General features: G+C 35.8%; 22 protein-coding genes. 16 read left to right on the forward strand and 6 right to left on the reverse strand.

Annotated elements, in window-relative coordinates; genetic code table 11:
• Nucleotides 1-82: 82 nt before the first annotated feature.
• The 7 genes from NC799_RS10485 (at nucleotide 83) to NC799_RS10515 (ending at nucleotide 7,175) form a co-directional block, all read left to right on the forward strand.
• Nucleotides 83-484 carry a hypothetical protein gene (locus NC799_RS10485; RefSeq protein WP_272446387.1) on the forward strand — a complete coding sequence of 134 codons (402 nt, stop codon included), beginning with the start codon at nucleotides 83-85 and terminating at the stop codon, nucleotides 482-484.
• Nucleotides 481-1,758 carry an ammonium transporter gene (locus tag NC799_RS10490; protein WP_272446388.1) on the forward strand — a complete coding sequence of 426 codons (1,278 nt, stop codon included), beginning with the start codon at nucleotides 481-483 and terminating at the stop codon, nucleotides 1,756-1,758. The genes NC799_RS10485 and NC799_RS10490 overlap by 4 nt, the downstream gene beginning before the upstream one ends.
• Before the next feature lie 142 nt (nucleotides 1,759-1,900).
• Nucleotides 1,901-2,569 carry a reverse transcriptase-like protein gene (locus tag NC799_RS10495; RefSeq protein ID WP_272446389.1) on the forward strand — a complete coding sequence of 223 codons (669 nt, stop codon included), beginning with the start codon at nucleotides 1,901-1,903 and terminating at the stop codon, nucleotides 2,567-2,569.
• 445 nt (nucleotides 2,570-3,014) lie between these two features.
• Nucleotides 3,015-3,809 carry a sulfite exporter TauE/SafE family protein gene (locus tag NC799_RS10500; RefSeq protein ID WP_272446390.1) on the forward strand — a complete coding sequence of 265 codons (795 nt, stop codon included), beginning with the start codon at nucleotides 3,015-3,017 and terminating at the stop codon, nucleotides 3,807-3,809.
• A 192-nt stretch (nucleotides 3,810-4,001) separates the two neighbouring features.
• Complete coding sequence (locus NC799_RS10505; protein ID WP_272446391.1) at nucleotides 4,002-4,769, forward strand: SurA N-terminal domain-containing protein; 768 nt, start codon at nucleotides 4,002-4,004, stop codon at nucleotides 4,767-4,769.
• A 370-nt stretch (nucleotides 4,770-5,139) separates the two neighbouring features.
• On the forward strand, nucleotides 5,140-6,171 hold the full coding sequence (locus NC799_RS10510) for an acyltransferase family protein (RefSeq protein WP_272446392.1): 1,032 nt from the start codon (nucleotides 5,140-5,142) through the stop codon (nucleotides 6,169-6,171).
• Between the two features lie 284 nt (nucleotides 6,172-6,455).
• On the forward strand, nucleotides 6,456-7,175 hold the full coding sequence (locus NC799_RS10515) for a 3-ketoacyl-ACP reductase (RefSeq protein WP_272446393.1): 720 nt from the start codon (nucleotides 6,456-6,458) through the stop codon (nucleotides 7,173-7,175).
• A 165-nt stretch (nucleotides 7,176-7,340) separates the two neighbouring features.
• Here NC799_RS10515 and ytaF read toward each other — a convergent pair whose 3' ends face one another.
• Together ytaF and NC799_RS10525 are read right to left on the reverse strand one after the other, a co-directional pair.
• Nucleotides 7,341-8,012 carry a sporulation membrane protein YtaF gene (gene ytaF / locus NC799_RS10520; RefSeq protein WP_272446394.1) on the reverse strand — a complete coding sequence of 224 codons (672 nt, stop codon included), beginning with the start codon at nucleotides 8,010-8,012 and terminating at the stop codon, nucleotides 7,341-7,343.
• A 168-nt stretch (nucleotides 8,013-8,180) separates the two neighbouring features.
• Nucleotides 8,181-9,737 carry an ABC-F family ATP-binding cassette domain-containing protein gene (locus NC799_RS10525; RefSeq protein WP_272446395.1) on the reverse strand — a complete coding sequence of 519 codons (1,557 nt, stop codon included), beginning with the start codon at nucleotides 9,735-9,737 and terminating at the stop codon, nucleotides 8,181-8,183.
• A gap of 182 nt (nucleotides 9,738-9,919) precedes the next feature.
• Here NC799_RS10525 and NC799_RS10530 point away from each other — a divergent pair, with 182 nt between their 5' ends.
• The 3 genes from NC799_RS10530 to NC799_RS10540 all read left to right on the forward strand — a co-directional run bounded on the left by NC799_RS10530 (nucleotide 9,920) and on the right by NC799_RS10540 (nucleotide 12,596).
• The gene (locus NC799_RS10530; protein ID WP_272446396.1) at nucleotides 9,920-10,726 is read left to right on the forward strand and encodes a YitT family protein; all 807 of its coding nucleotides are present in this window, start codon (nucleotides 9,920-9,922) and stop codon (nucleotides 10,724-10,726) included.
• Nucleotides 10,727-10,857: 131 nt separating this feature from the next.
• Complete coding sequence (locus tag NC799_RS10535; RefSeq protein WP_272446397.1) at nucleotides 10,858-11,055, forward strand: hypothetical protein; 198 nt, start codon at nucleotides 10,858-10,860, stop codon at nucleotides 11,053-11,055.
• 326 nt (nucleotides 11,056-11,381) lie between these two features.
• The gene (locus NC799_RS10540; RefSeq protein ID WP_272446398.1) at nucleotides 11,382-12,596 is read left to right on the forward strand and encodes an EAL domain-containing protein; all 1,215 of its coding nucleotides are present in this window, start codon (nucleotides 11,382-11,384) and stop codon (nucleotides 12,594-12,596) included.
• A gap of 163 nt (nucleotides 12,597-12,759) precedes the next feature.
• Here NC799_RS10540 and NC799_RS10545 read toward each other — a convergent pair whose 3' ends face one another.
• Nucleotides 12,760-13,941, reverse strand: a complete 1,182-nt coding sequence (locus NC799_RS10545; protein WP_272446399.1) for a site-2 protease family protein — start codon at nucleotides 13,939-13,941, stop codon at nucleotides 12,760-12,762.
• 217 nt (nucleotides 13,942-14,158) lie between these two features.
• Between NC799_RS10545 and NC799_RS10550 the strand changes: the two genes are divergently transcribed.
• The 3 genes from NC799_RS10550 to NC799_RS10560 all read left to right on the forward strand — a co-directional run bounded on the left by NC799_RS10550 (nucleotide 14,159) and on the right by NC799_RS10560 (nucleotide 17,471).
• The gene (locus tag NC799_RS10550; RefSeq protein WP_272446400.1) at nucleotides 14,159-15,337 is read left to right on the forward strand and encodes a DHH family phosphoesterase; all 1,179 of its coding nucleotides are present in this window, start codon (nucleotides 14,159-14,161) and stop codon (nucleotides 15,335-15,337) included.
• Between the two features lie 348 nt (nucleotides 15,338-15,685).
• Entirely contained in the window at nucleotides 15,686-16,465 is a 780-nt protein-coding gene (gene fabI / locus NC799_RS10555; RefSeq protein ID WP_272446498.1) for an enoyl-ACP reductase FabI, read from the forward strand.
• 190 nt (nucleotides 16,466-16,655) lie between these two features.
• A complete protein-coding gene (locus tag NC799_RS10560; protein ID WP_272446401.1) occupies nucleotides 16,656-17,471 on the forward strand; it encodes a ZIP family metal transporter in 816 nt (271 codons plus the stop codon).
• Between the two features lie 174 nt (nucleotides 17,472-17,645).
• On the opposite strand, the gene NC799_RS10565 is transcribed toward NC799_RS10560, so the two are convergent.
• A complete protein-coding gene (locus NC799_RS10565) occupies nucleotides 17,646-17,978 on the reverse strand; it encodes an ArsR/SmtB family transcription factor (RefSeq protein WP_272446402.1) in 333 nt (110 codons plus the stop codon).
• Between the two features lie 663 nt (nucleotides 17,979-18,641).
• On the opposite strand from NC799_RS10565, the gene NC799_RS10570 reads away from it, so the two are divergent.
• A complete protein-coding gene (locus tag NC799_RS10570; protein WP_272446403.1) occupies nucleotides 18,642-19,979 on the forward strand; it encodes an ABC transporter substrate-binding protein in 1,338 nt (445 codons plus the stop codon).
• An 82-nt stretch (nucleotides 19,980-20,061) separates the two neighbouring features.
• On the opposite strand, the gene NC799_RS10575 is transcribed toward NC799_RS10570, so the two are convergent.
• On the reverse strand, nucleotides 20,062-20,718 hold the full coding sequence (locus NC799_RS10575; RefSeq protein ID WP_272446404.1) for a haloacid dehalogenase type II: 657 nt from the start codon (nucleotides 20,716-20,718) through the stop codon (nucleotides 20,062-20,064).
• Between the two features lie 198 nt (nucleotides 20,719-20,916).
• A complete protein-coding gene (locus NC799_RS10580; protein ID WP_272446405.1) occupies nucleotides 20,917-21,699 on the reverse strand; it encodes an HAD family hydrolase in 783 nt (260 codons plus the stop codon).
• A 171-nt stretch (nucleotides 21,700-21,870) separates the two neighbouring features.
• Between NC799_RS10580 and NC799_RS10585 the strand changes: the two genes are divergently transcribed.
• The gene (locus tag NC799_RS10585) at nucleotides 21,871-22,539 is read left to right on the forward strand and encodes a potassium channel family protein (protein ID WP_272446406.1); all 669 of its coding nucleotides are present in this window, start codon (nucleotides 21,871-21,873) and stop codon (nucleotides 22,537-22,539) included.
• A 160-nt stretch (nucleotides 22,540-22,699) separates the two neighbouring features.
• Nucleotides 22,700-23,611 carry an AEC family transporter gene (locus NC799_RS10590; protein WP_272446407.1) on the forward strand — a complete coding sequence of 304 codons (912 nt, stop codon included), beginning with the start codon at nucleotides 22,700-22,702 and terminating at the stop codon, nucleotides 23,609-23,611.
• Nucleotides 23,612-23,623: the final 12 nt, after the last annotated feature.

The raw sequence follows: 23,623 nt of genomic DNA on the forward strand, positions 1-23,623 counted from the left end.
CTTATGAAAGTAGTCTGTACAAATCGTCGAAGTCTTGGTATCATGTTAGGAAACATAACAAACTTACGGCAGGAGAGTTAACATGATTTTACGAGATGAATGGAATCGTCATTTGGATTTAGCTAGTACAGAAATCATTATCATGCTTAAACAGCTCAAGGGTAAGAAAGAAATGGAAATTGAGCAAATAAAAGAAAAAATAAGAAAGTATGAGGACAAACGAAGAGCAGAAGAGGCTTTTTACCAATCGCTATCACCCATTAGAAAACTGTTTGCTAGTCGACAACCAAGTCACCATCAGGCAGTGGAGTATATTGTTCATGTGAAAGAAAGATTAAAGCAAATTGAACGAATAAGACTTAGAATCTATGAATTAAATGGCGCTATCCGTAGATTGCAAGAAGAAAATGCGGACTATATCGAAATTTCTAGTACTTTATTAGATGAGATACTTCTATCACTAAGAGAGGGGAATAGGGCGTGACAATTGATACGTTGAATACGGGGCTTGATACGATATGGATAGTCTTAACAGCTGCCATGATCATATTGATGGAGGGCGGTTTTGCTTTACTCGAAGCAGGATTTGTCCGCCACAAAAATAATGTAAATATAATTATGAAAGTGTTTGCTGACATTACAATAGGTGCTTTAAGTTTTTATCTGATCGGATTTGGATTGATGTGGGGGGCAGATGCGTTTGGTTTGATTGGGACAAATGGATTTACCTTGTCCGGAGATTTGTCGCATTTAAAGTTAAATGTATCCTTAGACACTTTTTGGTTATTTCAAGCAGCGTTTGTTATTGCTGTTATTTCAATTGTTTCTGGTGCTGTTGCAGAACGAATTAATTTTAGAGCGTACCTTCTCTACATCGTCCTTATGACAGCTATTATTTATCCAATTGCTGGGCACTGGGTATGGGGAGGTGGATTTCTTGGTCAACTAGGTATGGTAGACTTTGCGGGTTCCGCTGTCATTCATGGATTAGGAGGATTTGCGGCACTTGCTGCTGCTATTTTTATCGGTCCGAGAAAAGGGAAATTCACTCAAAACGGGACAAGTGCAATAGCACTGCCTAGTAACTTACCATTAGCATCTGTTGGTGCATTTTTGTTGTGGTTTGGTTGGTTTGGCTTTAATGCTGGAAGTACATTAAGCGCAACAGATGGCAGAATTGGCCATATCGCTATTGTTACCATGTTATCTGCTGTCTCTGGTGGGGCGGCGACATTGTTATACACCTTGTTTCGCTATAAACGGTCCGATGCCCCATCTGTCATTAACGGTTCTTTAGCTGGGTTAGTTGGAATTACAGCTGGATGTGCATTTGTTACTGATCAAGCTGCCATCTTAATCGGTGCAATTTCTGGCTTGTTAATGATAGTAGCAACGAATTGGTTAGAATCAAGAAAAATCGATGATCCAGTTGGTGCTTTTCCTGTCCATGCAGTTTCTGGAGTTTGGGGAACGATTGCACTTGGACTTTTTTCGACAGATGGCGGCTTGTTTTACAGTGGAAGCTGGGTACTGGTTGGAACTCAACTTTTCGGACTAGTTGTTTTATGTACATGGGGGTTTGTTGCGACGTGGGGTGGCTTAGCGTTAATCAACAGAATTGTCCCGGTCCGTTCTACCGAGGAGGAAGAAGAGATTGGATTAGACATAAGTTACCACGGAGTTCTAGCTGCATATCAAGAACGTGATTTTATTAACAGTGAAGAACACCTGATTGATTATGACAATAAATATAAATGATTTTTTCATTCATTCAAGCCTCTAAGTAGAAAAACTACAAAGAGGCTTAATTTATTTGAATAACAGAATTCGCTCTCCTTGATAAGACTTAAGTAAAAGGGCATGATAAGATAAAAGATTTCGTAAAAGGAGTAGATTATTCATGAATGTTCGAATCGAATTTACATATAAAACAAAAAAGGGCCTACAGATAAATGCAACTTCAGAGGAAATCAAAGCGGAGGAAGCGATACTCATTGCTGAAGACATGGAGAGAACAGGACGTGTTGGTCAACTTACATGTATTAGCACTCATGATGAGAACGTTTGGACAATCAAAGAGTTAAAAAAAATTCTAGCAGGAATCCAAACAGATCCGCATAATGTAACAGTCTATTTTGATGGTGGTTTTGAAATAGAAAAAAAGAAATCAGGGTTAGGTTGTGTAATTTATTATGAGCAGAATAATAAAAAATATCGATTAAGAAAGAATGCGTTGGTCGAACAATTAAACACGAATAACGAAGCGGAATATGCAGCCCTTTATTTAGCTTTGCAAGAATTAGAATTGTTAGGCGTTCATCATTTGCCAGTGTCGATTGTTGGAGATTCGCAAGTGGTTATCAATCAATTAGAAGGTGAATGGCCTTGTGTGGAAGAAGAGTTAAACCGTTGGGCAGACCGGATTGAAGACAAGATGGAACAGCTCGGGCTTGTTGCCGAATATCGATCAGTTTCGAGGAAAAAGAACCGAGAGGCAGATCAACTAGCGTCACAAGCACTAAATCAGGTAGAGATAATAAGTACGATTGAATTAGAAGAAAAAGCATGAAAGGAAATATTTCATGCTTTTAGCTATTTTCTCGTTTATGACTAAATTGCTTCATTAGCGGTGTTACGATAATATTAGTTGGTGAAAGCATTAAATACCATTCTTATATATTAGTGAAACCAGCGAGCGAGGAGTAAAAAACGTGAGTAATTATCTTACTTATAAAGAAATTCAACAAAAGTGTGAACAATTAAATCAAATCTATCAAATTGATGTGGAAAAACTCTATAGCATAGCTTGAAAAAAGGGCGTATGGGGGCATTAAACGAATTTATGCAATACTTGTATGAAGAAGGGGATACTGCTTTCATTGATTATCCAAACGATGTATATGCACATGATTATTTGTTTAATTGGTGGAAGGAATAATGATCAAATCATGAAATGTTAAATGATTTGTAAGTGTTTTGCTTAAATAAGGATTGTTTACTGAAGAATTTTGGGGATGATAACTATTTTTGTTTTGTATTTTTTTATTGGATTTGTTGCATCAACACTAGGAGCGATGGCGGGTCTTGGCGGTGGTGTAATTATAAAACCTGTATTGGACTTATTTGGTCACTTTGACCTTCCTACCATTGGAGTCTTGTCTTCTGCAACTGTTTTTGCGATGTCGGCGACGTCATTAATTGGGCTTAGGCATACGGAGATAGAAATTGAAAAAACAACAAGTACTCTTTTTGCTATCGGTTCAATAGTTGGGGGCTTTCTTGGGAAAATTATCTTTAACTTCATAGTAATTAACATTGGATTAACCAATGTGATCGGCGCCTTTCAATCTGCCTTTCTTGCTGCTTTACTTATTGTTATTGTTATTTTTGTTAAATACCAAAAGCTATTTACAATGTACGATGTAAAAAGTAAATCAATTATTGTCTTAGTAGCATTTTTTTTAGGTTTGATATCTGCCTTTTTAGGGATAGGTGGTGGACCATTAAATGTCGCGATTTTAACCTGGCTATTTACTATGAATGCAAAAGAGGCCTCGGTAAACTCCATTTTTATTATTTTCTTCTCACAATTAGCATCATTAATTTTAGTGGTAGTTCAAACAGATTTAGCAAACTATAACTTTTCAATGTTAGGCTATATGATAGTTGGGGGGATATTAGGTGGTTTAGTAGGTAGTAAACTAATTACGAGACATTCCAACAAAACAATCCAGCGAATTTTCAATAGTACGATATTAATGATATTGGGGATTAATCTAATTAATTTAGTCAAATTCTTAATCCTATAATCATGTGACAGGCGTTTCACACTTTTTCTATATACATGTAATGTAATTGTAAAATGATGTATTTAAGCCTGCGATGCCAGCGATGCTCGTAATTTTATCCTATTTTCCTCGTTTGCATTCCTTATGGATAGATGTTTAAATGGTCATTACACGCACGCTACAATACAATACAAAGGAAAGAGGGATTTTTTAATGAAACAAAGAATAATGATGATTGCATTCCTATTATTAATCGTAGGGCTTGCAGCGTGTTCTAATGATAAGAGTGAGACGACAGCACCAGAGCAAGAATCAGACTCTGCTAATACTGAGGAAAGTAACGATGAGCAGCAACAGGCCACAGCTGACCAAGAACAGCAGCAAGCCGATATAGAAGAAATTATTTCCAGTAATCAAGTAGACGAAGAAGAAGTTGTTGCTACTGTAAATGGTAAGGAAGTAGCAGGCAGTAAATACAATTTAATGCTTCAACAGACTATCTCAACATTACAACAATATGGACAAGACCCAAGTGATGAAGATCTTGTTAAGGAACAAACGATGAATGCAGTTATTAGTCAAGAAATTCTTGCTCAAGAGTTAGAAAACAAAGGGATTGAAGCAAAAGAAGCGGACATAAATGATCAAGTAGAGAAATTCAAAGGTAATTTTGAAACGGATAAGCAATACAAAGACTATTTGGCACAGTTAAACCTAAGTGAAAGCGAACTACTTGAACAGGTAGCTTATGATATTAAAATCCAACAATATATCGATACTGAAATGGAAAGTGTTGAAGTTTCAGATCAGGATGTTGAAGATTATTACGAGCAATTAAGTAGTCAAGGTGGAGAAGTTCCAGAGTTATCAGAAGTTGAATCACAAATTAGAGAGCAGTTGGCTTCTCAACAAAAGAGTACGAAGTTAAATGAGAAAATAAAAGAGTTAAAAGAAGAAGCGGAAATTGAAACGCTTATCTAACGATAACAGGCAACAGTGAATAAAACGCTTGGGATATCCAGTATCCCAAGCGTTTATTTATTAAAGTGGGCTATTTATTCAAGAAATAAAAATCTAAAGATGGAGTGACATTTTCCTTGTCTAGAAAATTACGAAAATCTGCTTGATTAATAACATGTAAAGTCAGCTACGTTCGATCTGCGCCTATTGCATTTTTATTACATTTAGTTAAATATATTACATAAAATCAACAAGTGCTTACAATTGGTTAACAATGTAGTTAATCGAGCCAAATTTGTCAGTGGATATAATACACTAGTGGTAAGAGAACCATTTGTTTACATGCTTGATAATCAGGGTAAGGAAATAAAAAAATAAAGGGATGAAAAACATGAAACGACGTAATCCATTGATTGACAATGCGAAAGTCGTCTTAATTTTTTTTGTGGTATTTGGTCATGTTATCCAGCCTTTTAAAGCAGAGTTAAAGGAAATAGAGGTATTGTATAACTGGATTTATTTCTTCCATATGCCAGCATTTATTTTATTAAGTGGCTTGTTCGCAAAAGGTATAGCTGATAAAGGCTATTTGGCTAAATTATTTAAACGATTAATTATTCCCTACGTTGTGTTTCACTTCTTTTACACCTTGTACTACTATTTAAGTACTGGGGCAGACGGATGGGAATGGACAGTCTTAAATCCTCAGTGGTCCTTATGGTTTTTGTTGAGCTTGTTCTTTTGGCATTTAATGATTATTGTTTTCAAAAAGATCCCCACAAGTTTAAGTGTCATTATTGCAATTGAAATAGGTTTAATTGCTGGATTTATTAATGAGATAGGGTATACGTTAAGCTTATCAAGAACCTTTGTATTCTTTCCTTTCTTTTTGATAGGTTACTTTCTTACAGATAAACATTTACTTGCTTTAAAGAGAACCTGGATAAAGGGTTTAGCTATACTAATATTAACTAGTGTGGCTGTTGGTCTATTTTTAGCACCGAGTTTTCCACCTGAATGGATTTTGGCGACGACGTCTTATGAACAATTGAATGCAGCAGGTGTAGGTGCATTGGCCCGCTTTGCTTTTTATATACTATCCATTTTAATGATTGGAAGTGTCATTGCCTGGGTTCCGGAAACTAGTAATCGTTTTACCCATATTGGTCAAAAAACAATGTACGTCTATTTATTACACGGGGTATTTATCTATTTATTCAGGTCAAATAACATGTTTAAAATTGATAACGTTATTGACTTATTTGGTCTTGGACTGATTAGTTTCGGTATTGTGCTTCTGTTGTCAAGTAAGCCCGTACGAATGATTACAGAGCCGTTAGTGGAAGCAAAATGGTCGCTAATTAGGCAAAGGTTAAATCAAAATAACCAGAGAAAGACATACTATGAAACAAAATCTAGTTAAAGTAACCGTTGCTGTGCTTGAAGAAAAATATTATTTTTCTTCAAGCTTTTTTTAAAAGACAAGAAAGTAGTATAAAAAAATCCGGCTCTATACTAAATGTGGTGATGCTCTCTATCATAACGGGATTCTAGAGAAGTGCAAAAATATTTATTATGGTGGGGACTAGATGTTAGAATGACATCAGGATTCAAAATCAAGGATCTTTTTGTGATATGAATGGATAGTAATCACGAGGGAAATATTATTAAAGTTTTTGCAAGAGCAAAAAGGAGTGGAAGCAAAAAATGGGACAATCAATTGAGGGTAAAACGGCTTTAGTAACAGGTGCTGGGAAAGGGATTGGTAAGGAAACGGCAATTGCATTAGCTAAAGAAGGTGTAAATATAGCGCTTCTCGCTCGGACAGAAGCTGATTTAAAACAGGTCGCAGCAGAAATTCAATCATTCGGTGTGAAGGTTGCTTATGCAACAGTAAATGTTGCCTCTTTAGATGAAGTAGAAAAAGCAATCGAAAAAGTAACAGGTGAGCTAGGAACGTTTGATATTATTATTAATAATGCGGGTACCGCTAAATTTGGTGGGTTTTTAGAGCTCGAACCAGATGAGTGGAAAAATATCATTGATGTCAACTTAATGGGGGTTTACTATGTGACAAGAGCAGTCCTCCCACAACTTATTGATAAAAAGAGTGGCGACATAATTAATATTTCTTCTACTGCAGGTCAAAAAGGTGCACCAGTAACAAGTGCTTATAGTGCTTCCAAATTTGGCTTGTTAGGTCTGACAGAATCCCTTGCAATGGAGGTTAGAAAACATAATATTCGAGTCACGGCATTAACTCCTAGTACGGTTGCAACGGAGCTCGCGATTAATAATAATTTAACAGATGGAAATCCTGATAAAGTAATGCAGCCCAGTGACTTAGCTGAATTCATTGTTGCTCAGCTTAAGTTAAATCAACGTGTCTTTATTAAATCAGCTGGATTGTGGTCAACGAATCCGTAATTGACAAAATGAATGACAATTGTTACTTAAGATTGACAGGAGTACAAGTGTTTTTGGAGAACGCTTTTACAGAGATTTACCTAATATCCTTTTTAAAAAAGTTATGCACCCTGAAAAGAAATAATTAAAAGAAGTGTCAGGAGATTCAAATCCCTGACACTTCTTTTAATTAATTAATCGTGTAATCCCAATCACAATTAAAATGAACCCCGGTAAAAACGACATAAATCGTAACCACTTGATTTCAGAGAAAATTAAGCCGATTTTCATTCCGGAAAAAATCAGTAAGTAGCTAAAGAAAGTAATGGTTATAGCAGTAATAATTGGTGGGAACCCCATAAATGATGCTCCGATTCCTGCTCCGAAGGCATCAAGTGATAAGGCAATCCCGAGTAATACTGCTTCCCAACCTTTAATTATTCCGGACTTATCAATATCTGCTGCTGAAGGTACTTTCAATATTTCAATAATTAAGCCTAGCGATTGTAAATTTATGCGAATTACTTTACTATTGCTAGTTTTATTGTCAACTTCTTGTTTTGAAGGTTGTTCCTTTTTTTCATTATTTCTAAAATAATTAATTGTTGCCCATAAGCCAATTCCGATTAGGATAAATGCTCCAATTTTATTTGCTATGTCCACACTAGTAAACTTAGTCAACAAGCCTCCAAATTCCATTGCTGCAAAAACCATTACACCGGTACAAATAGTTATAACTAAGATTGATGGTAGAGGAATCTTTATTTTTCTTATCCCATAGCTCAATCCAACCCCAAACCCGTCGAGACTAACAGCTAATCCTAAAATAAACAGATATAAGTAGTCGATACCGATCACTCCTTAATCCTATAGCTAGATTAGGGTATGATAGTAAGCCCGGTTGTGTGCTAAAGGGTAAATGAGAAAAACTCAGGGGCGCTGGAGTTGGATGTAGCTGACTCTACATATTATCCAAAATTAAGCGTATTTGCTAATTTCCTCTGAAAAAAGTGGTAGGCCATCTACTTAAAAGACTTTAGTAGTCCAATCTTCGCAATTCCAAATATCAGTTACAACCCCTTCGTAAAAGTCAGGTTCATGCGAAATCACTAAGACACTTCCTTTGTATTCCTTTATCGCTCTTTTTAATTCCGTTTTAGCATCTTGGTCAAGGTGGTTTGTCGGTTCATCAAGCACTAGCAAATTGGTTTCTTTGTTTATTAATTTACACAACCTTACCTTAGCCTTTTCACCACCACTTAGCACTTGAACCTTGCTCTCTATGTGTTTTGTCGTTAGTCCACACTTAGCTAAGGAGGCGCGAATTTCGTATTGGGTATAGTGGGGAAATTCCTCCCAGACTTCCTCTATACATGTATTCTGACTTACTGTTTTTAATTCTTGTTCGAAGTAACCGATATGCAAATGTTCACCTAACTGCACCGATCCTGAGATTGGTTTAATTTCACCTAAAATACTTCGTAAAAGTGTTGTTTTACCAATTCCATTGGCACCTGAAAGAGCAATCTTTTGACCACGTTCCATTGCTAATGTTAAAGGTCTAGACAAAGGTTCGTCGTAGCCAATGACAAGATCATTCGTTTCAAATAAATACTTACCAGGTGTCCTCGCTTGCTTAAAGTGGAAGGTTGGTTTAGGTTTTTCTGCATCTAACTCAATGACCTCCATTTTATCAAGCTTTTTTTGGCGTGACATAGCCATTTTACTTGTGGCCGCGTTTGCTTTATTTCTGGCCACAAAATCTTTTAGATTAGCAATTTCTTTTTGTTGCTTCTTATAAGCTGCTTCTAGTTGTTGTTTTTTCATTTCATAAACCCGTTTGAATTCTTCGTAGTCGCCAGGATAGCGGGTCAATTGTTGATTTTCCATATGGTAAATTAAATTGATTACACTATTAAGAAACGGAATATCGTGTGAAACAAGAATAAAGGAATGGTCATAGTTAAGTAAGTAATGCTTCAACCATTCAATATGTTCCACATCTAAATAGTTTGTTGGTTCATCCAATAACAAAATATCAGGTTTTTCAAGTAGTAGTTTTGCTAACAGTACTTTCGTTCGTTGCCCACCACTTAGGTCATGAACATCTCGGTCTAATCCATATTCATCTAATCCAAGACCGTTTGCAATTTCTTCCACTTTCGCATCAATCACATAAAAATCATTATTCGTTAATGCATCTTGAATATGGCCAGTTTCCTCCATAATCTTGTCTAATTCATCAGAGTCTACTTCACCCATTTTTAAATAAAGCTCATTCATTTCAGCTTCCATATCATAAAGATACTGAAATGCAGTGCGTAGTACATCACGAATACTCATTCCTTGCCTTAACTCAGAGTGCTGATCTAAATAACCAACACGGGTGCGCTTTGCCCACTCAACCTTTCCTGCATCCGGTTCTAACTTACCGGTAATTATATTCATAAACGTGGACTTACCTTCACCGTTGGCTCCAATCAGTCCGATGTGTTCACCTTGCAATAAACGAAACGATACATCTTCAAAAATTGCACGATCTCCAAATCCGTGACTTAAATTACTTACAGATAGTAAACTCATGTCAAATACACCTTTTCTTTTAAAAAATTAACCCTTTCTATTATATAGATGATTTAGAAAAAACGATAGGTTATTCATCTATGAAAGTGTTGGTAACATGAAAAAGGATTAGTCTTGCAGTATTAAAAGGGGGAGATTTGTCTTATACTAATTTGTATGGTGAAATAGCGGAGGTTTGTTACGTGAAATATTTTATTGTGATTTTAGGTTCCTTGATTATTTCGTTCGCATTTAATTTTTTTCTAGTCCCGTATGGAATCTTAAGTAGTGGAGTTAGCGGCATTGCTATCTTACTAGGCTTAATCACTCCATTTGATATTGGTCCACTTAATTTAGTACTGAATTTACCATTACTTATTTTGGGCTATATGAAGCTAGGTAGAGTTATTGCTGTTAATACAATCACATGTGTTCTCTCACTCTCCATTTTTTTGTATGTGTTGCCAGTTGTCGCGATAACTGAAAATATATTGTTATCGACGATATTTGGCGGCATTATTGGAGGAATTGGAATTGGTCTGATCCTAAAGTATTCTGGTACTTCTGGCGGATTAGACATAATAGCTATTCTAATAACTCGTACGAGCAATATCAGCGTTGGCTTTCTCTTAACAGCGATGAACGGCATTATTGTTTTAATTTCTGGAGCAGTGTTCAATTGGGAAACAGCCTTGTATACGTTATTATCCATCTACATAACAGGTAAAATAATTGATACGATACATACTAATCATATTAAACTTACGATGCAAATTGTCACCACCAATTTACAACCAATAAGAAGCGAATTATTGGAGACTGTATACCGAGGGATGACGGTAATGGAAGGATACGGTGGCTATACAAATGAAAAGAAACAGATAATGATGATGGTTGTAACTAGGTATGAAACACTCCAAATCAAAAAAATCGTTAGGAAACATGACCCAAAGGCATTTATTAATATATTTGAAACAGTCGAAGTAGATGGTGAGTTCGCTAGGAATTAATTAAATCCAGCCAAGACACTTTACTATACGATGCAAGCAACAAATATTTTTGAAAACAAAGATACAGAATAATTAATTCAGGTGTATAATAAAGAAGTAAGCTAAAATTGAATATAGAGGAGAACACTGAAATGTCAACTAATAATGAACAACCTATAGAGCAAAAGAAAAAGTTAAGTACGCAAGAAATCATAAAACAACAATTAGAGAGAAAAAAGCAAGCCCAAGAAACTAGTAAAGGTAAAACTAATGGTGCAAATTCTATGCATCGGATGAAAAGTCAACAATCAAAAAAAACAAGTACAACTAGAAGGAAGATGGGTAGTTAACCACTCTCTTACTACCATTTATAAGAAACGCAAGTGCCTTGTTTACGTCGAGAGAGATAGGCGCTTTGAATTTTTATAAACAAACAGCTCTGTAACAACCTACTGAGCTGTTTTTTAATGGGTAATAAAGTGAAAAAATCAGAAGCAATCTGTTTTGCTTCCTGTGCTACTCCCATATTAGGGAATCAAATAATTCTTCCATACGTGTAAACGTCAAAAAAATCTTACTTTTTTATAATGAGAATGGTACACCATCGTTTATAATAAGATAAGGGAGTAAAATTGAAAGGTTGAAAAAGGCTACTAGGTTAACGAGGTGGGGCATGATGGATCCTTTAGAAATAGTTGGAAATTTACATAATTTAAAGCCAGTATTTCAACCAATCATCAGTGCAATCAGACACGATGTTATTGGTTATGAACTCTTAGGAAGATATAAAAATGGGAAAGAATGGCTTAGTTTGGGAGCGTTTTTCCATGATACGGATGTGCCGGATGAGTTTAAGGTGGACGTCGACCAATATTTGTTGGAATTGGCTTTAGACAATCTGTTAAAAGAAAATAAAGAGGAATTATTATTTATTAACAGAAGTGCTCAACAACTCATGGTTAATGACGGAGAGGACTTGCTTCAATTACTTTTGTTATATGAAGAGAAAGGCTTTTCCTTAAATAGGGTTGTCCTTGAAGTCACTGAGCATGACTTCGACGAAGGATTCGAAGTACTCAGTCATTTACTCTTGTATTATAAAACGTATGGTATACAAATTGCTATCGATCAAGTAGGGGCAAAAAGTTCTAATATCGATCGGATAAGACAATTGGAACCACATATTTTGAAAATTGACACAAGAATTATCCGAAACAACAATCCAGATAGTTTTCAAGATATCATGTATTCCTTATCGATGTTAGCACGAAGAATTGGCGCTGCTATTTTGTTTGAAAACATAGAAGATAATTACCAATTACATTTTGCATGGAAACATGGGGGTAGGTATTATCAAGGCTTTTATCTTGCTAGGCCAGCGTTCGATTTCAAGAGTAAGATCGATTTATCGGTTAATGTTGAGGACAAGGTATCACAGTATATTCAACGAGAAAAAACACTAGTCGAACAACGATTAAAGCATGTTCTTGAGTGGGAAGAAAAAGTGAAACAATTATTACCTCAGTGGGATGGAACGAGGAGAGTCGATTCCTTTATTGAAAATATAACAGCGTCGTTTGAACAAGAAAGTTTTCGTATGTATGTGTGTAACAGTGATGGTCAGCAAGTTTCTGCTAACTTTAGAAAGAAAGATGAAAAGTGGATAATGGAACCGGATAAAAAGGGTTCAAATTGGGCGTTTCGTCCCTACTTTTTAGAGAATATGATGCAGATGAAAACATGGAACAGGGGCACGCTGTCAGACATTTACTCGGATATAGAAACGAGAGAAATGATTCGTACATTTAGTTTTCCTCTTTCGGGCAACCATTTCTTGTTCATTGATATTCAATATTCATTCATCTTTGAGAATGAGTCACTCCTGATTTGAGTTTAAACAAGCTTGCGAGTGGAAAGAAACTTGGCTAACGCTAAAGATACAGACCAATTGTTTTAATCTGTATCCATGGCGGCTTTCTAAGTGTTGATGGCTAAAAGTAAGAGTTCAGAAAAAGACCAAATCGTGTAATTGATTTGGTCTTTTTTGTTTAGACCTATCGAATGATTGGATTTGAACCATTGAGGATGTCCATCGCAAATACTAATAGTAAAGCTAATACGATAGCAAGACCAATATATAAGATAAGAGCTTTTATTTTTGCAGAAATCGATGATTGATAATACGTATTTATTCGCTTTATTTCTGTTTTAAGCTCTTTTAGTCTTGTTTTATTGTTTTCAAAACATTTATCAATGTCAATCCTTAGATTGTTCTCCCCGTAAAACTCGTTTACCTTGCCAAGCTGATTCAACGTATCAGTAATCAGCTCTTTTTCGATTATCCATTTTTTCTTTTGTAACCGTTTCGTATTCGAAAACAAGCTTGATCCTTTTAGGTTTTGCAATCGTTGATTGACGATAGATTTGCGTTTAGTTAATTGATCAAAAAAAGCAGAATATGCATAAACACTTGCATAGTAGCCGGTACTGTACAGCTGGCCAAGCTCACCTTTTGTATAGTCTCTAAGTGTTTGTAAGTCTCTTGTTATTTCGGATAAAACCTTTTCTTCGTATCTCAATACCCCAATTTTTTCATTATCTTTTAAACGGTCCCACCAAGTGAATAATCCAAACAGAAAAATTAAGATTAGTATCGGGTCACGCGACAGAAAGAACATAGGGATTAGTGCAACCAATCCAATGAACCAAATTTTGGTGGACAACACTCCTACAATACGTCCGCCATCCAATGGAGAAACTGGAAATAAATTAAAAAGATTAATTAACGCCCCTAATTGCGTTACGAGTGCCCAATAAGGATCACTTGTCAGAAAATAAAGTCCAATCGCGGGTAGTATGGATAACAAACCGGCAAGCGGTCCGCCATAAGCAATAAAAAACTCAGTTTCTGCGTTTTTTATTTTTTTTGGATCTATCCCGATTGTAGCGCCTAAAAAAGGAATGAAAACTGCAGGACTAGTTGGTATTTTTTTTATTTTTGCTGCTACGAGGTGTCCCATTTCGTGAACAAAAATTAGATATATGATGGCAGCAGCAAACTTCCATCCGTAGAAAAGCGCATAGGCACCGAGTGAAATGAACATAGAAATAAGAGTCGCAAATTTTCCTAACTTTAATAATGTTAGTAACCATTTCATTTTAGATAATAAAAAAACCCCGACGACTGCTATCCAGCCTAAAGCCCCTCTGGAGTTGTTTTGCTTTGATTGGGCCATAAGTTCCCCTCCATCTTAGTTGGTAGGTTATATTTTGATTGTACCATTAATAGCCGATTAAGAGAAAAAACAAGATTCACATCAGTTACATGCCTCAAACAATTAACATTAAACAGAGTCATTTTCTTGCATGCCTTAGGCTGGGCAAGGCGCGACTTGCGCTTTTCTTAATAAAAATGACGGTCTCTACTCATACTAGTTTTGAGGTGAAGAAAATATGTATAAATTACTATCACATAATGATTTGGATGGTGTTAGTTGTGGCATACTTGCTAAATTGGCATTTGGGAACAATGTAAATGTTCGTTACAACTCCATAGCAAGTTTAAATCGAGAGGTTGAATATTTCTTAGCAAACGAGGCTAACGATCAATCATTACTTATCACAGACTTATCAGTTAACGAAACAAATGAAAAAAGGTTAGATGATTTTTACCAATCAGGAGGCAAGGTTCAACTATTGGACCACCATAAAACAGCGATTAGTTTGAATCATTATGATTGGGCAAACGTAACCGTTGAAGATGAACTTGGGCAACTGGCGTCAGCTACATCTTTACTGTATGACTATCTTGTAACAGAAAACCATTTAGAACCCACAAATGTGATAGCTGATTATGTAGAGCTTGTTCGTCAATATGATACGTGGGATTGGGAAAAGACAAATAACCTTCGGGCAAAACGATTAAACACTTTATTTTTCCTTTTCTCTATTGATCACTTCGAACAAAAAATGTTGAACCGTCTAATAAGAGGTGATGTCTTTGAATTTGATGCATTTGAACAGCAAATAGTTGAGATGGAAGAAGAGAAAATAGAAAGATACATACGAAGAAAAAAGCGGGAAGTTTATCAAACAGAGGTAAATGGTTTTTACGTTGGAGTAGTTTACGCAGAGTCTTACCACTCTGAGCTAGGTAATCAATTAGGAAAAGAGTTTCCGCATCTTGATTATATTTTAATCGTCAATCCGGGCTCAAAACGAATTGGCTTTCGTACCATTCATGACCAAGTAGATGTTTCGCAAGTAGCAAGTCATTATGGTGGAGGGGGGCACGAAAAAGCTTCAGGTGGAACATTGACCGAAGAAGCGTATAATCAATTTATTGCAAAGACCTTCCCGATGCAACCACTTCATGAAGATGCAAAACGAAACAAGTTTAATATAGTTAGAAATCAATTTGGAACCCTTTACCAAACCCGTGAGGAAGCTATTTTGCTAATTCGACAAAGTGATAAAGGCTGGTTGTTAGAGGAGAATAAGCGTCCAATAAAGGTTTTCAAGCGGTTTGAAGATGCTGAACACTATATAAAAAGAAAACACCAAGCATGGTTGGCGAAAGACGAATTTTTTGTGCAATATTTGATTAATCAAATAAACCCAAAACAAAAATGATCGATAAGAAAAAGCACAGGTGCCAAAGCTAGATAGCTTCTGGAATTTTAATTCATTAAGTCTCCCCCTTGAAAAAAGCCCTTGAGGTATTTAAGGCAAAAAAAAGCCCCTTCTACTAAAGGGGCATTGGGGGAAGGTTTAATAGTAGTATTATCGAGCGAACTATAATTTATACCTACTGATTGGATTTTAGCAAGCTGATGATTGTTTGTAGCAATTCTCAATTTGCTTAAAAGACAGTAAAAGAAATAGTGAATGATAAACCATAAAAATTTAGCACAATGCTCTATCTATGATAGAATTTACTCATAACTGTGAAAATAAACAATTACTAAGACAATGGAGGCTATCATGGATTTAGTTCAATTAGAAAACAAAATTATCGTAATTATGGGGGTTGCCAATGAAAGAAGTTTAGCTTGGGGAGTAGCAAAATCTTTAGACGCTGCGGGTGCAAGACTAATTTTTACCTATCGCAAAGAACGTTCCAAGGCGAAATTAGAAAAATTACTTGAAGAATACCAGCTAAAAACAGAACTTATTGTTCCGTGTGATGTAAATGATGATGACAGTATTAAGAATTGCTTTGATACAATTGGTGAAAGAGTTTCGGAGATTCATGGCTTAGTACATTCCATTGCATTTGCGCATGGAGAGGATTTAAAAGGCGACTTTTTACAAACTTCTAGAAGCGGCTATGCTTTTGCACAAGACACGAGTGCGTACTCCTTGATTGCTGTAACTAGAGCTGCAAAGCCGTACTTAGCGGAGGGGAGCTCCATTTTAACCATGAGTGCTTTAGGAGCAGAGAGAGCTCTTGATGGCTACAAAGTAATGGGGATTGCTAAAGCTGCACTTGAATCTGCCGTCAAATATTTAGCGCTGGAGTTAGGGGCAGACAATATTCGTGTTAACGCCATTTCTGCTGGTCCAATACGAACATTGGCAGCAAAAGGGATTCCTTCCTTTAATCAAATGTTACGTGATATTGAAGAAAGGGCACCGCTAAAACGTAATGTAACGCAAGAAGAGGTTGGTGATATGAGCATCACTTTACTTAGTAGGCTTTCTCGAGGAGTAACAGGAGAAGTAATCCACGTTGACTCGGGCTATAGTATTGTTGGATAGTGTAGGATGATAGATAAACGTAAACTGGACGTAAGAAAAGCGCTGTAGCTAGACAGTTCTTCCATTTTTTATACTTTTGTATCTTTTAAAACTAAAATGTTTCCTTTAGGAAACATTTTAGTTTTAATGCATACATTATAAGTACGTTTTCTAAAAAAATCTATACCTGAAATTAATGGAGTTGATCATAATGGTTGATTTCTTTTCATCATTGAGCCCGTTTAATCAAACGTTAATCGCTACACTATTTACATGGGGTATGACTGCGTTAGGTGCAACATTAGTGTTTGCGACCAAATCAATGAACCAGAAATTAATGGATTGTATGTTAGGTTTTGCTGGTGGTGTAATGATAGCTGCAAGTTTTTGGTCATTGTTATCACCTGCAATTGAATTAGCGGAAAAGGATCCGATTCCAGCCTGGATACCAGCAGCAGTTGGATTCTTATTGGGTGGCTTATTTTTGTGGGGAATTGATAAAATGATTCCTCACCTTCACCCAAATTCACCAATTGAAAGTGCTGAGGGGAGACATTCCCAAGGTAAGAAGCGTAGTACCTTATTAGTACTTGCTATTACGTTACACAATATCCCGGAAGGACTTGCGATTGGGGTTGCATTCGGGTCCGGGGCAATGGGATTAAATTCCTCATCCTTAGCTGCAGCAGTAACGTTAGCTCTAGGGATCGGTATTCAAAATATTCCCGAGGGTGCTTCTATTTCCTTACCCCTACGTCGAGATGGGTTTTCACGACGGAAAAGTTTCATGTATGGACAGTTTTCGGGGATGGTTGAACCGATATCTGCTTTAGTCGGGGTGTTAGCTGTAACCATGATAGAACCCCTACTACCATTTGCGTTAAGTTTTGCAGCTGGAGCAATGATCTTTTTGGTGGCAGAGGAAGTCATTCCTGGCTCTCAGGAAAATGGCAATAGAGATTTAGCATCCATGTCGGTAATGGTTGGGTTTACGATTATGATGATTTTAGACGTTGCATTAGGTTAATAAATGATAAAAAAACAAGGCTTAATCCGTAGAGATTTGTCCTTGTTTTTTTGAAAATAAGTGTCTAGCGTGTGTTCTACGTTTCGTTTTTGTCTAGATAAATAGGACTAAGGTTCTAATTAGAATCTGTTTCATTAAATTTGCCGTTATTGGTTACTATTTCAAAAAAACGCGTTAGTGATGCAACGCATGTTCAATTGCTTGGCGTAACAGCTTTATAACATGTTCATCATCGTGTGAGTAATACAATGTAGTACCATCCCGTCTGTATTTAACTAATCTTAGGTTTTTTAAAAAACGTAATTGGTGTGAAACCGTTGATTGTCGTAATTTTAACGTTTCGGAAATTTCATTAACGGAATGTTCTTTGTCGAACAGTAGATGCAAAATTCGAATTCTTGTAGGATCGCTTAATGCTTTAAACGATTGCGAGACAACGAATAATGTTTCTTCATCTAATTCGTTATACTCTTCATTTTCACTATATTCATCAGACGATTTATTCATAGTTTCACCTTCTTTGGAAACACTGACTGTTCATAGCGCAATAGTATTCGATACAAGCATCTTTGTCAATTAATTAGCGTTGTTTGCTAGGTGGTTTTTCTTTTTACTTAGTTAACCGGACATGAATTCTGTTAACTATTTTTTTATTAACCGAACTAACTAAAAGGATAAGGTTTATTTTGATATCGGATAAATATATCAGTAGCAAGTGCTACTATAGTATGAAAAACATGTTAATTCTAACTTATAGCTGAAAGGATGTATTAATAATAGTTAATCACCTTCATTTGCACAAGGTTTTAAGAGGTGTTTTTATACATGTAAGTATATGTTTTTTAAGAATATTACTCAATATTTGTGTATTTTTCAAGCGTAAATTTAATCATCCCTGATATTTGGTTGAGATATCCATACATAATTTATGAATTTAAAATGCGTAGTTATTAATAACTTGTTTATTTTTGTCTAAAAATATGTTGACGAATTGATTTTTTGATGCTAATCTAAGTTATATATTAAAAGAACTTCATATTTTAGCGAAATCTGAAAGCGTTATCTTGGTGGTTTGTTTTTACTTGTAGGGGGTGGTGGAATAGATTCTGATGGCGGTTAGTTTAATGTAAACGCTTTATTTCATCCTAAAAAAGCAGGGGGTAAGATACAATGAAAAAGAAGAGTCTTTTGGTTTTATTATTTAGCTTTATGGCGTTAGTATTGATTGCATGTGGAGGGGGAGGTAAAGGATCTTCCTCAGAAGCAGAAGAAAGTGAAGTAACTGGTGGAGATATTGAGAATGCAACGGAACTTTCCTACTGGACATTTGTTGAATTACACATGGAATTTTTTAAAGATGCAGCAACTCGTTGGAATGAACAATACCCGGACAGGCCAATTAAACTAGTTGCTGAAACTTATCCATACGATCAAATGCACAACAACTTACTATTGGCGCTACAATCAGGAACAGGTGCACCAGATATAGCTGATATTGAGATTAGCCGTTTTCCTAACTTTCTACAAGGAGAACCACAAATGCTACCAATGAATGAGTATGTTGAACCCGAAATGGATAATTTTGTGAAGGCTCGTTTTGATATTTATTCAAAGGATGGCAATTATTATGGTATGCCGACACACGTAGGTGCTTCAGTAATGTATTACAACAAAGAAGTCATGGATGCAGCTGGTGTTGACATTGACTCTATTAAAACTTGGGATGATTATGTAGAAGCTGGTAAGAAAGTTGTACAAAATACAGATTCATTGATGACAACAGTTTCAACAGATGATTATTTACCAATGTGGCAAATGATTAGCCAACGTGACTCAGACTGGTTTGATTCAGATGGTAACCCAACACTAAATACTCAGGCAAATATTGATACTTTACAGTTTTTAAGTGATATGATTTACAAAGATAAGATTGCAGAGCTAACGCCAGGTGGGCAACCGCACGCCGAAGAATTCTATGCTGAAATGAACGAAGGGAAATATGCATCAATCGCGATGCCGATGTGGTATATGGGACGTTTTACTGATTATATGTCCGACTTAAAAGGTAAGATGGTTGTTCGTCCGTTACCTGCGTGGGAAGAAGGCGGTAAACGATCAGCAGGTATGGGCGGTACAGGTACAGTTGTTACAAACCAAACAGAAAATGCTGAACTTGCACAAGATTTCCTAGCTTTTGCAAAATTAACAAAAGAAGCAAACGTTAAATTGTGGCAAGTGCTTGGATTTGATCCTCCACGTACGGATGTTTGGGGAACGGAAGAAATTATGGAAGACAACAAATTCTTCCAGTTCTTTGGAACAGATATTTTTGATACATTGGAAAAGATAAAAGACGAAATCAATGCAGTTAACATTACAGAAAATACTCCAGATGTTGCGACTGAAGTGAATACAAATGTATTTAATAATGTATTAAGACAGCAAACGCAAACGCCCGAGGAAGCACTTAATGAAGCTCAGGAAAAAATTAAATCAAATATGAAATAAAAAGGTAAGGCACCTTGTGCCTTACCTTTTTTTCTATGAAAGATAAGAAATTATAACAAATCCAGGCGCCGCTTGCGCTTTTCTAATCAATAATTCCTCGTAGATCATTACAAATAGCATCGGGTTCTAATTGCAACTGTTCGACTGGTAATTTATTACGGTTAATCCAGGCGGTTTGGAACCCGAAGCTCTTAGCGCCTGTAATATCCCAACCATTTGATGACATAAAAAGAACTTCTTCTTTATTTACTTTAAGTGTGTTTAGGCAATATTGATAAGATTCAGAAGTCGGTTTGTACTGTTTAATCTCATCAACACTTATGATGTGATTGAATTTATTATAAATGGCTGCTTGTTTAAGTAAAGGGTCTAGCATTTGATGGGAGCCATTTGAAAACACAGCCAACTTGCTCTCTCTTAATTGATCTAATACTTCAATAACTTCAGGAAAAGTGTTTAAGGTTAAATACTTTTCTAGTAACTTTTTAAGTTGGCTATCGTTATAGTCACCACAGTGTAACTGAATGGCGTAACGTAAGGAATCTTTCGTAACCGCAAAGAAGTCCTTATAATTTCCTGTTAGCTGGCGTAAGAAAGAATATTCTATTTGTTTTTGACGCCATGTTTGACTTATTGCAATTCCTTGATTTGGGAATAGCTCATCACATGCTCGGCTAACTGAATGTACATCAAATAGTGTTCCATAAACATCAAATACGTAGGCTTTTATCTTTGTCATCGTGACACTCCTTCTATAGATTCATTTCATTGTAAAAAAAATATGGAAGACTTTCTTACAAAAGGAAAGATTTGTTAAGCATTCTATGTTAAATTAAAAACATGAACTGGGAGAGAATTTGTAATTCCCTCCTATACTTCATGTTAAAGGTGTCTGCTTATTGTGAAATTTTAAATGGTTCGTCCTCCTGTTCTAAACTTAAATGAGGTTTAATGATTTCAAGCCGTTATATACCCCGGAATTGTTAACGGATGTTGTTGTATTTTTTGCATATTGAAATAAATCTTTGTGTGCATTTCCCATTGCAAAGCTTGCGCCAGTTACCTGAAGCATTTCTTTATCATTCATACCATCACCAAATGCGATTGTTTCTTTAGAATCTATATTTAATAGGTCTAGTACAGCTTTTACAGCACGGCCTTTATTTACAGTATTCCTAATGACATCATAACTATGATGGAGTCCTTCTACATTAACTTGCGATAAGTAAATGTCATTTGTTTCATACAATTGAGCGTCTGTTTCTGATACATTCATAACCGTAATTCCCAATATATCATGGATAACAGCATCTGAAAATAATTCATTTTCCTGTAAGTCAAAGTAGTCAATAAATTGTTTTACTACTGGTGAATTTATCGATGTAAATGTGTTTTTATTACTGGTGTATAATACCATTTCATGGCCGTGTTCTTTAGCAATTTTTAAGTAAGATTGAATGATGTCAATAGGAATGGTCTCATTTACCACTTCTTTGTTTTGGTACAATGCTAGTGCACCGTTATACCCAATAAAAGAATTAATATGAAGTGACTTGGCAATTGGATAAACTTCGTGCAAAGGACGCCCCGTGGCCAAAAATACTTCTAACCCCTTGTTCATAACTTGATTGACGGCATCTCTAGTCGATTCTTCAATCGTGTGGTCTGCTTGTAAAATTGTCCCATCTATATCTAAAAATAGTACCTTATATGTCCCCATGTTTAACTCCTTTACTTAATTCCCAATTATCTTTCATTTTACCACAAAGCAATCAATCAATCAGACATAATGAATCACTATTTTTTTGTCCATACAATGGAATAGGAGGGCTACAAGAATTATTCAATCAGTTTATGTCAACACTGGTAAAAAAAGAAGGGTAGAGAATCGATGAAACATACAAACAAAGAATTCGTAGTTATAGGTTTAGGTCGCTTTGGAAGTAGTCTTTGTCAAGAGTTAACAAGTACAGGTGTGAATGTAATGGCAATTGATAAAGATGGCGAAAGAGTCCAGGATTTCCATCATGTGGTTACGCAAGCCGTTGAATTAGATGCAACTGATGAAGAACAATTAAAAGCAATTGGCATTCGAAACTTTGATTGTGTTGTCGTTAGTATTGGTGAAAATTTACAGTCTAGTATTTTGATAACCTTAATATTAAAGGAACTGGGGATAAAACAAGTTTGGGTAAAAGCTAGAAATGAGCATCATGCAAAAGTGTTGGATAAAATCGGTGCTGACCGTGTGCTTCACCCAGAGCGGGATATGGCGAAGCGAATTGCTCATCATATTGGTTCAGACACAGTTGCTGATTATATTGAATTAACCAAGGACTATAGTATTGTCGAAATTGTAGTTAGTGATAAATTATCTGGAAAGCGGCTTTTGGACCTTGAGATGAAAGAAAATTTTAATTGTGCTGTTGTTGCAGTGAAAAAAGGTGAGGATGATGTAATAGTAACACCCTCAAATAATATTCAGTTGGAAAAGGATGATATTATTGTCACGATTGGAAAAAATCAAGACATAGATAGGTTTGAAGAAAACCAGGTATAGTGCAATAGTTTCCTTATCCATAAGTTTAAGTTATTTTTCCTGGAGTAATCGTAGTATGTCAGGTAAATTCGTTTGTCCGTACAAATATATTAAGTGTGTAAAAAAGATATGATATAGTTAACTAAGAAGAAAATGAACTAAGAAATAGGGGACATTTACGTTGGATAGTTTTAATCATCAATTTATTTATTCCGTCATTATTGTTGGGTTAGGATACATATTAAAACAAACAAAAGTCATTAAAGAGAGGGACGGGGAAGGGATTGCCCGGGTTATCTTTAATCTTACCCTACCGTCACTTATTATTATTACATTCAATAATATGACGATAGACACATCATTAATACTACTTGTCTTTATTAGTATCGGGTATGGTTTAATTTCTGGTTTTTTAGGCCTGCTCTTGTTTAAAAATCAACAAAGACAAATAAGAGGCACAATGGCGATGATGGTCCCGGGTGTTAACATTGGTTTATTTGCTTTTCCACTAGTTGAAGGACTTTGGGGAAAAGACGGCCTCGCATATTTTGGAATGTTTGATATAGGAAATGCGTTTATGGTATTTGGTTTAAGCTATTTAATTGGAAGCTTTTATTCTGTAGAGAGTACTAGTTTTAGTGTGAAGACGATCTTGTTGAAGATGTCAAAATCCATTCCGTTTATGACCTATATTAGTGTATTCGTGATTAATCTTGCAGGGTTACATTTACCTGTACTACTAACAGATGTCTCTGGACTTATTGCCAAGGCAAATATGCCACTTTCCTTACTTTTACTAGGGATTTATTTGAATTTTACATTTGATAAGACATATCTACCATTAATAGTAAGATTTTTGGGGTTACGATATGGAGTAGGTTTAGCCGTTGGGGTCACGTTATTTTACACATTGCCATTCAATGAATTATTCCGGTATACAGTGTTAATAAGCTTTATCTTACCGACTTCGATGTCTGTATTACCGTATTCAGTTGAGTTTAACTATGATCGGAGAATGGTTGGTACCGTATCCAATATGACGATGGTAATCAGTTTTGTGTTGATGTGGGTTATTGCAAATATATTAATCTAGTAAGGTGCTGGT

It is taken from the genome of Aquibacillus salsiterrae, from assembly GCF_028416595.1.
Taxonomy (GTDB): domain Bacteria; phylum Bacillota; class Bacilli; order Bacillales; family Amphibacillaceae; genus Aquibacillus_A; species Aquibacillus_A salsiterrae.

Coding starts and splice junctions, on each gene's coding strand:
- NC799_RS10485 (WP_272446387.1), top strand. CDS start 83: ATGATTTTACGAGATGAATGGAATCGTCATTTGGATTTAGCTAGTACA.
- NC799_RS10495 (WP_272446389.1), top strand. CDS start 1,901: ATGAATGTTCGAATCGAATTTACATATAAAACAAAAAAGGGCCTACAG.
- NC799_RS10500 (WP_272446390.1), top strand. CDS start 3,015: ATGATAACTATTTTTGTTTTGTATTTTTTTATTGGATTTGTTGCATCA.
- NC799_RS10505 (WP_272446391.1), top strand. CDS start 4,002: ATGAAACAAAGAATAATGATGATTGCATTCCTATTATTAATCGTAGGG.
- NC799_RS10510 (WP_272446392.1), top strand. CDS start 5,140: ATGAAACGACGTAATCCATTGATTGACAATGCGAAAGTCGTCTTAATT.
- NC799_RS10515 (WP_272446393.1), top strand. CDS start 6,456: ATGGGACAATCAATTGAGGGTAAAACGGCTTTAGTAACAGGTGCTGGG.
- NC799_RS10525 (WP_272446395.1), bottom strand. CDS start 9,737: ATGAGTTTACTATCTGTAAGTAATTTAAGTCACGGATTTGGAGATCGT.
- NC799_RS10535 (WP_272446397.1), top strand. CDS start 10,858: ATGTCAACTAATAATGAACAACCTATAGAGCAAAAGAAAAAGTTAAGT.
- NC799_RS10540 (WP_272446398.1), top strand. CDS start 11,382: ATGGATCCTTTAGAAATAGTTGGAAATTTACATAATTTAAAGCCAGTA.
- NC799_RS10545 (WP_272446399.1), bottom strand. CDS start 13,941: ATGGCCCAATCAAAGCAAAACAACTCCAGAGGGGCTTTAGGCTGGATA.
- NC799_RS10550 (WP_272446400.1), top strand. CDS start 14,159: ATGTATAAATTACTATCACATAATGATTTGGATGGTGTTAGTTGTGGC.
- NC799_RS10560 (WP_272446401.1), top strand. CDS start 16,656: ATGGTTGATTTCTTTTCATCATTGAGCCCGTTTAATCAAACGTTAATC.
- NC799_RS10565 (WP_272446402.1), bottom strand. CDS start 17,978: ATGAATAAATCGTCTGATGAATATAGTGAAAATGAAGAGTATAACGAA.
- NC799_RS10570 (WP_272446403.1), top strand. CDS start 18,642: ATGAAAAAGAAGAGTCTTTTGGTTTTATTATTTAGCTTTATGGCGTTA.
- NC799_RS10575 (WP_272446404.1), bottom strand. CDS start 20,718: ATGACAAAGATAAAAGCCTACGTATTTGATGTTTATGGAACACTATTT.
- NC799_RS10580 (WP_272446405.1), bottom strand. CDS start 21,699: ATGGGGACATATAAGGTACTATTTTTAGATATAGATGGGACAATTTTA.
- NC799_RS10585 (WP_272446406.1), top strand. CDS start 21,871: ATGAAACATACAAACAAAGAATTCGTAGTTATAGGTTTAGGTCGCTTT.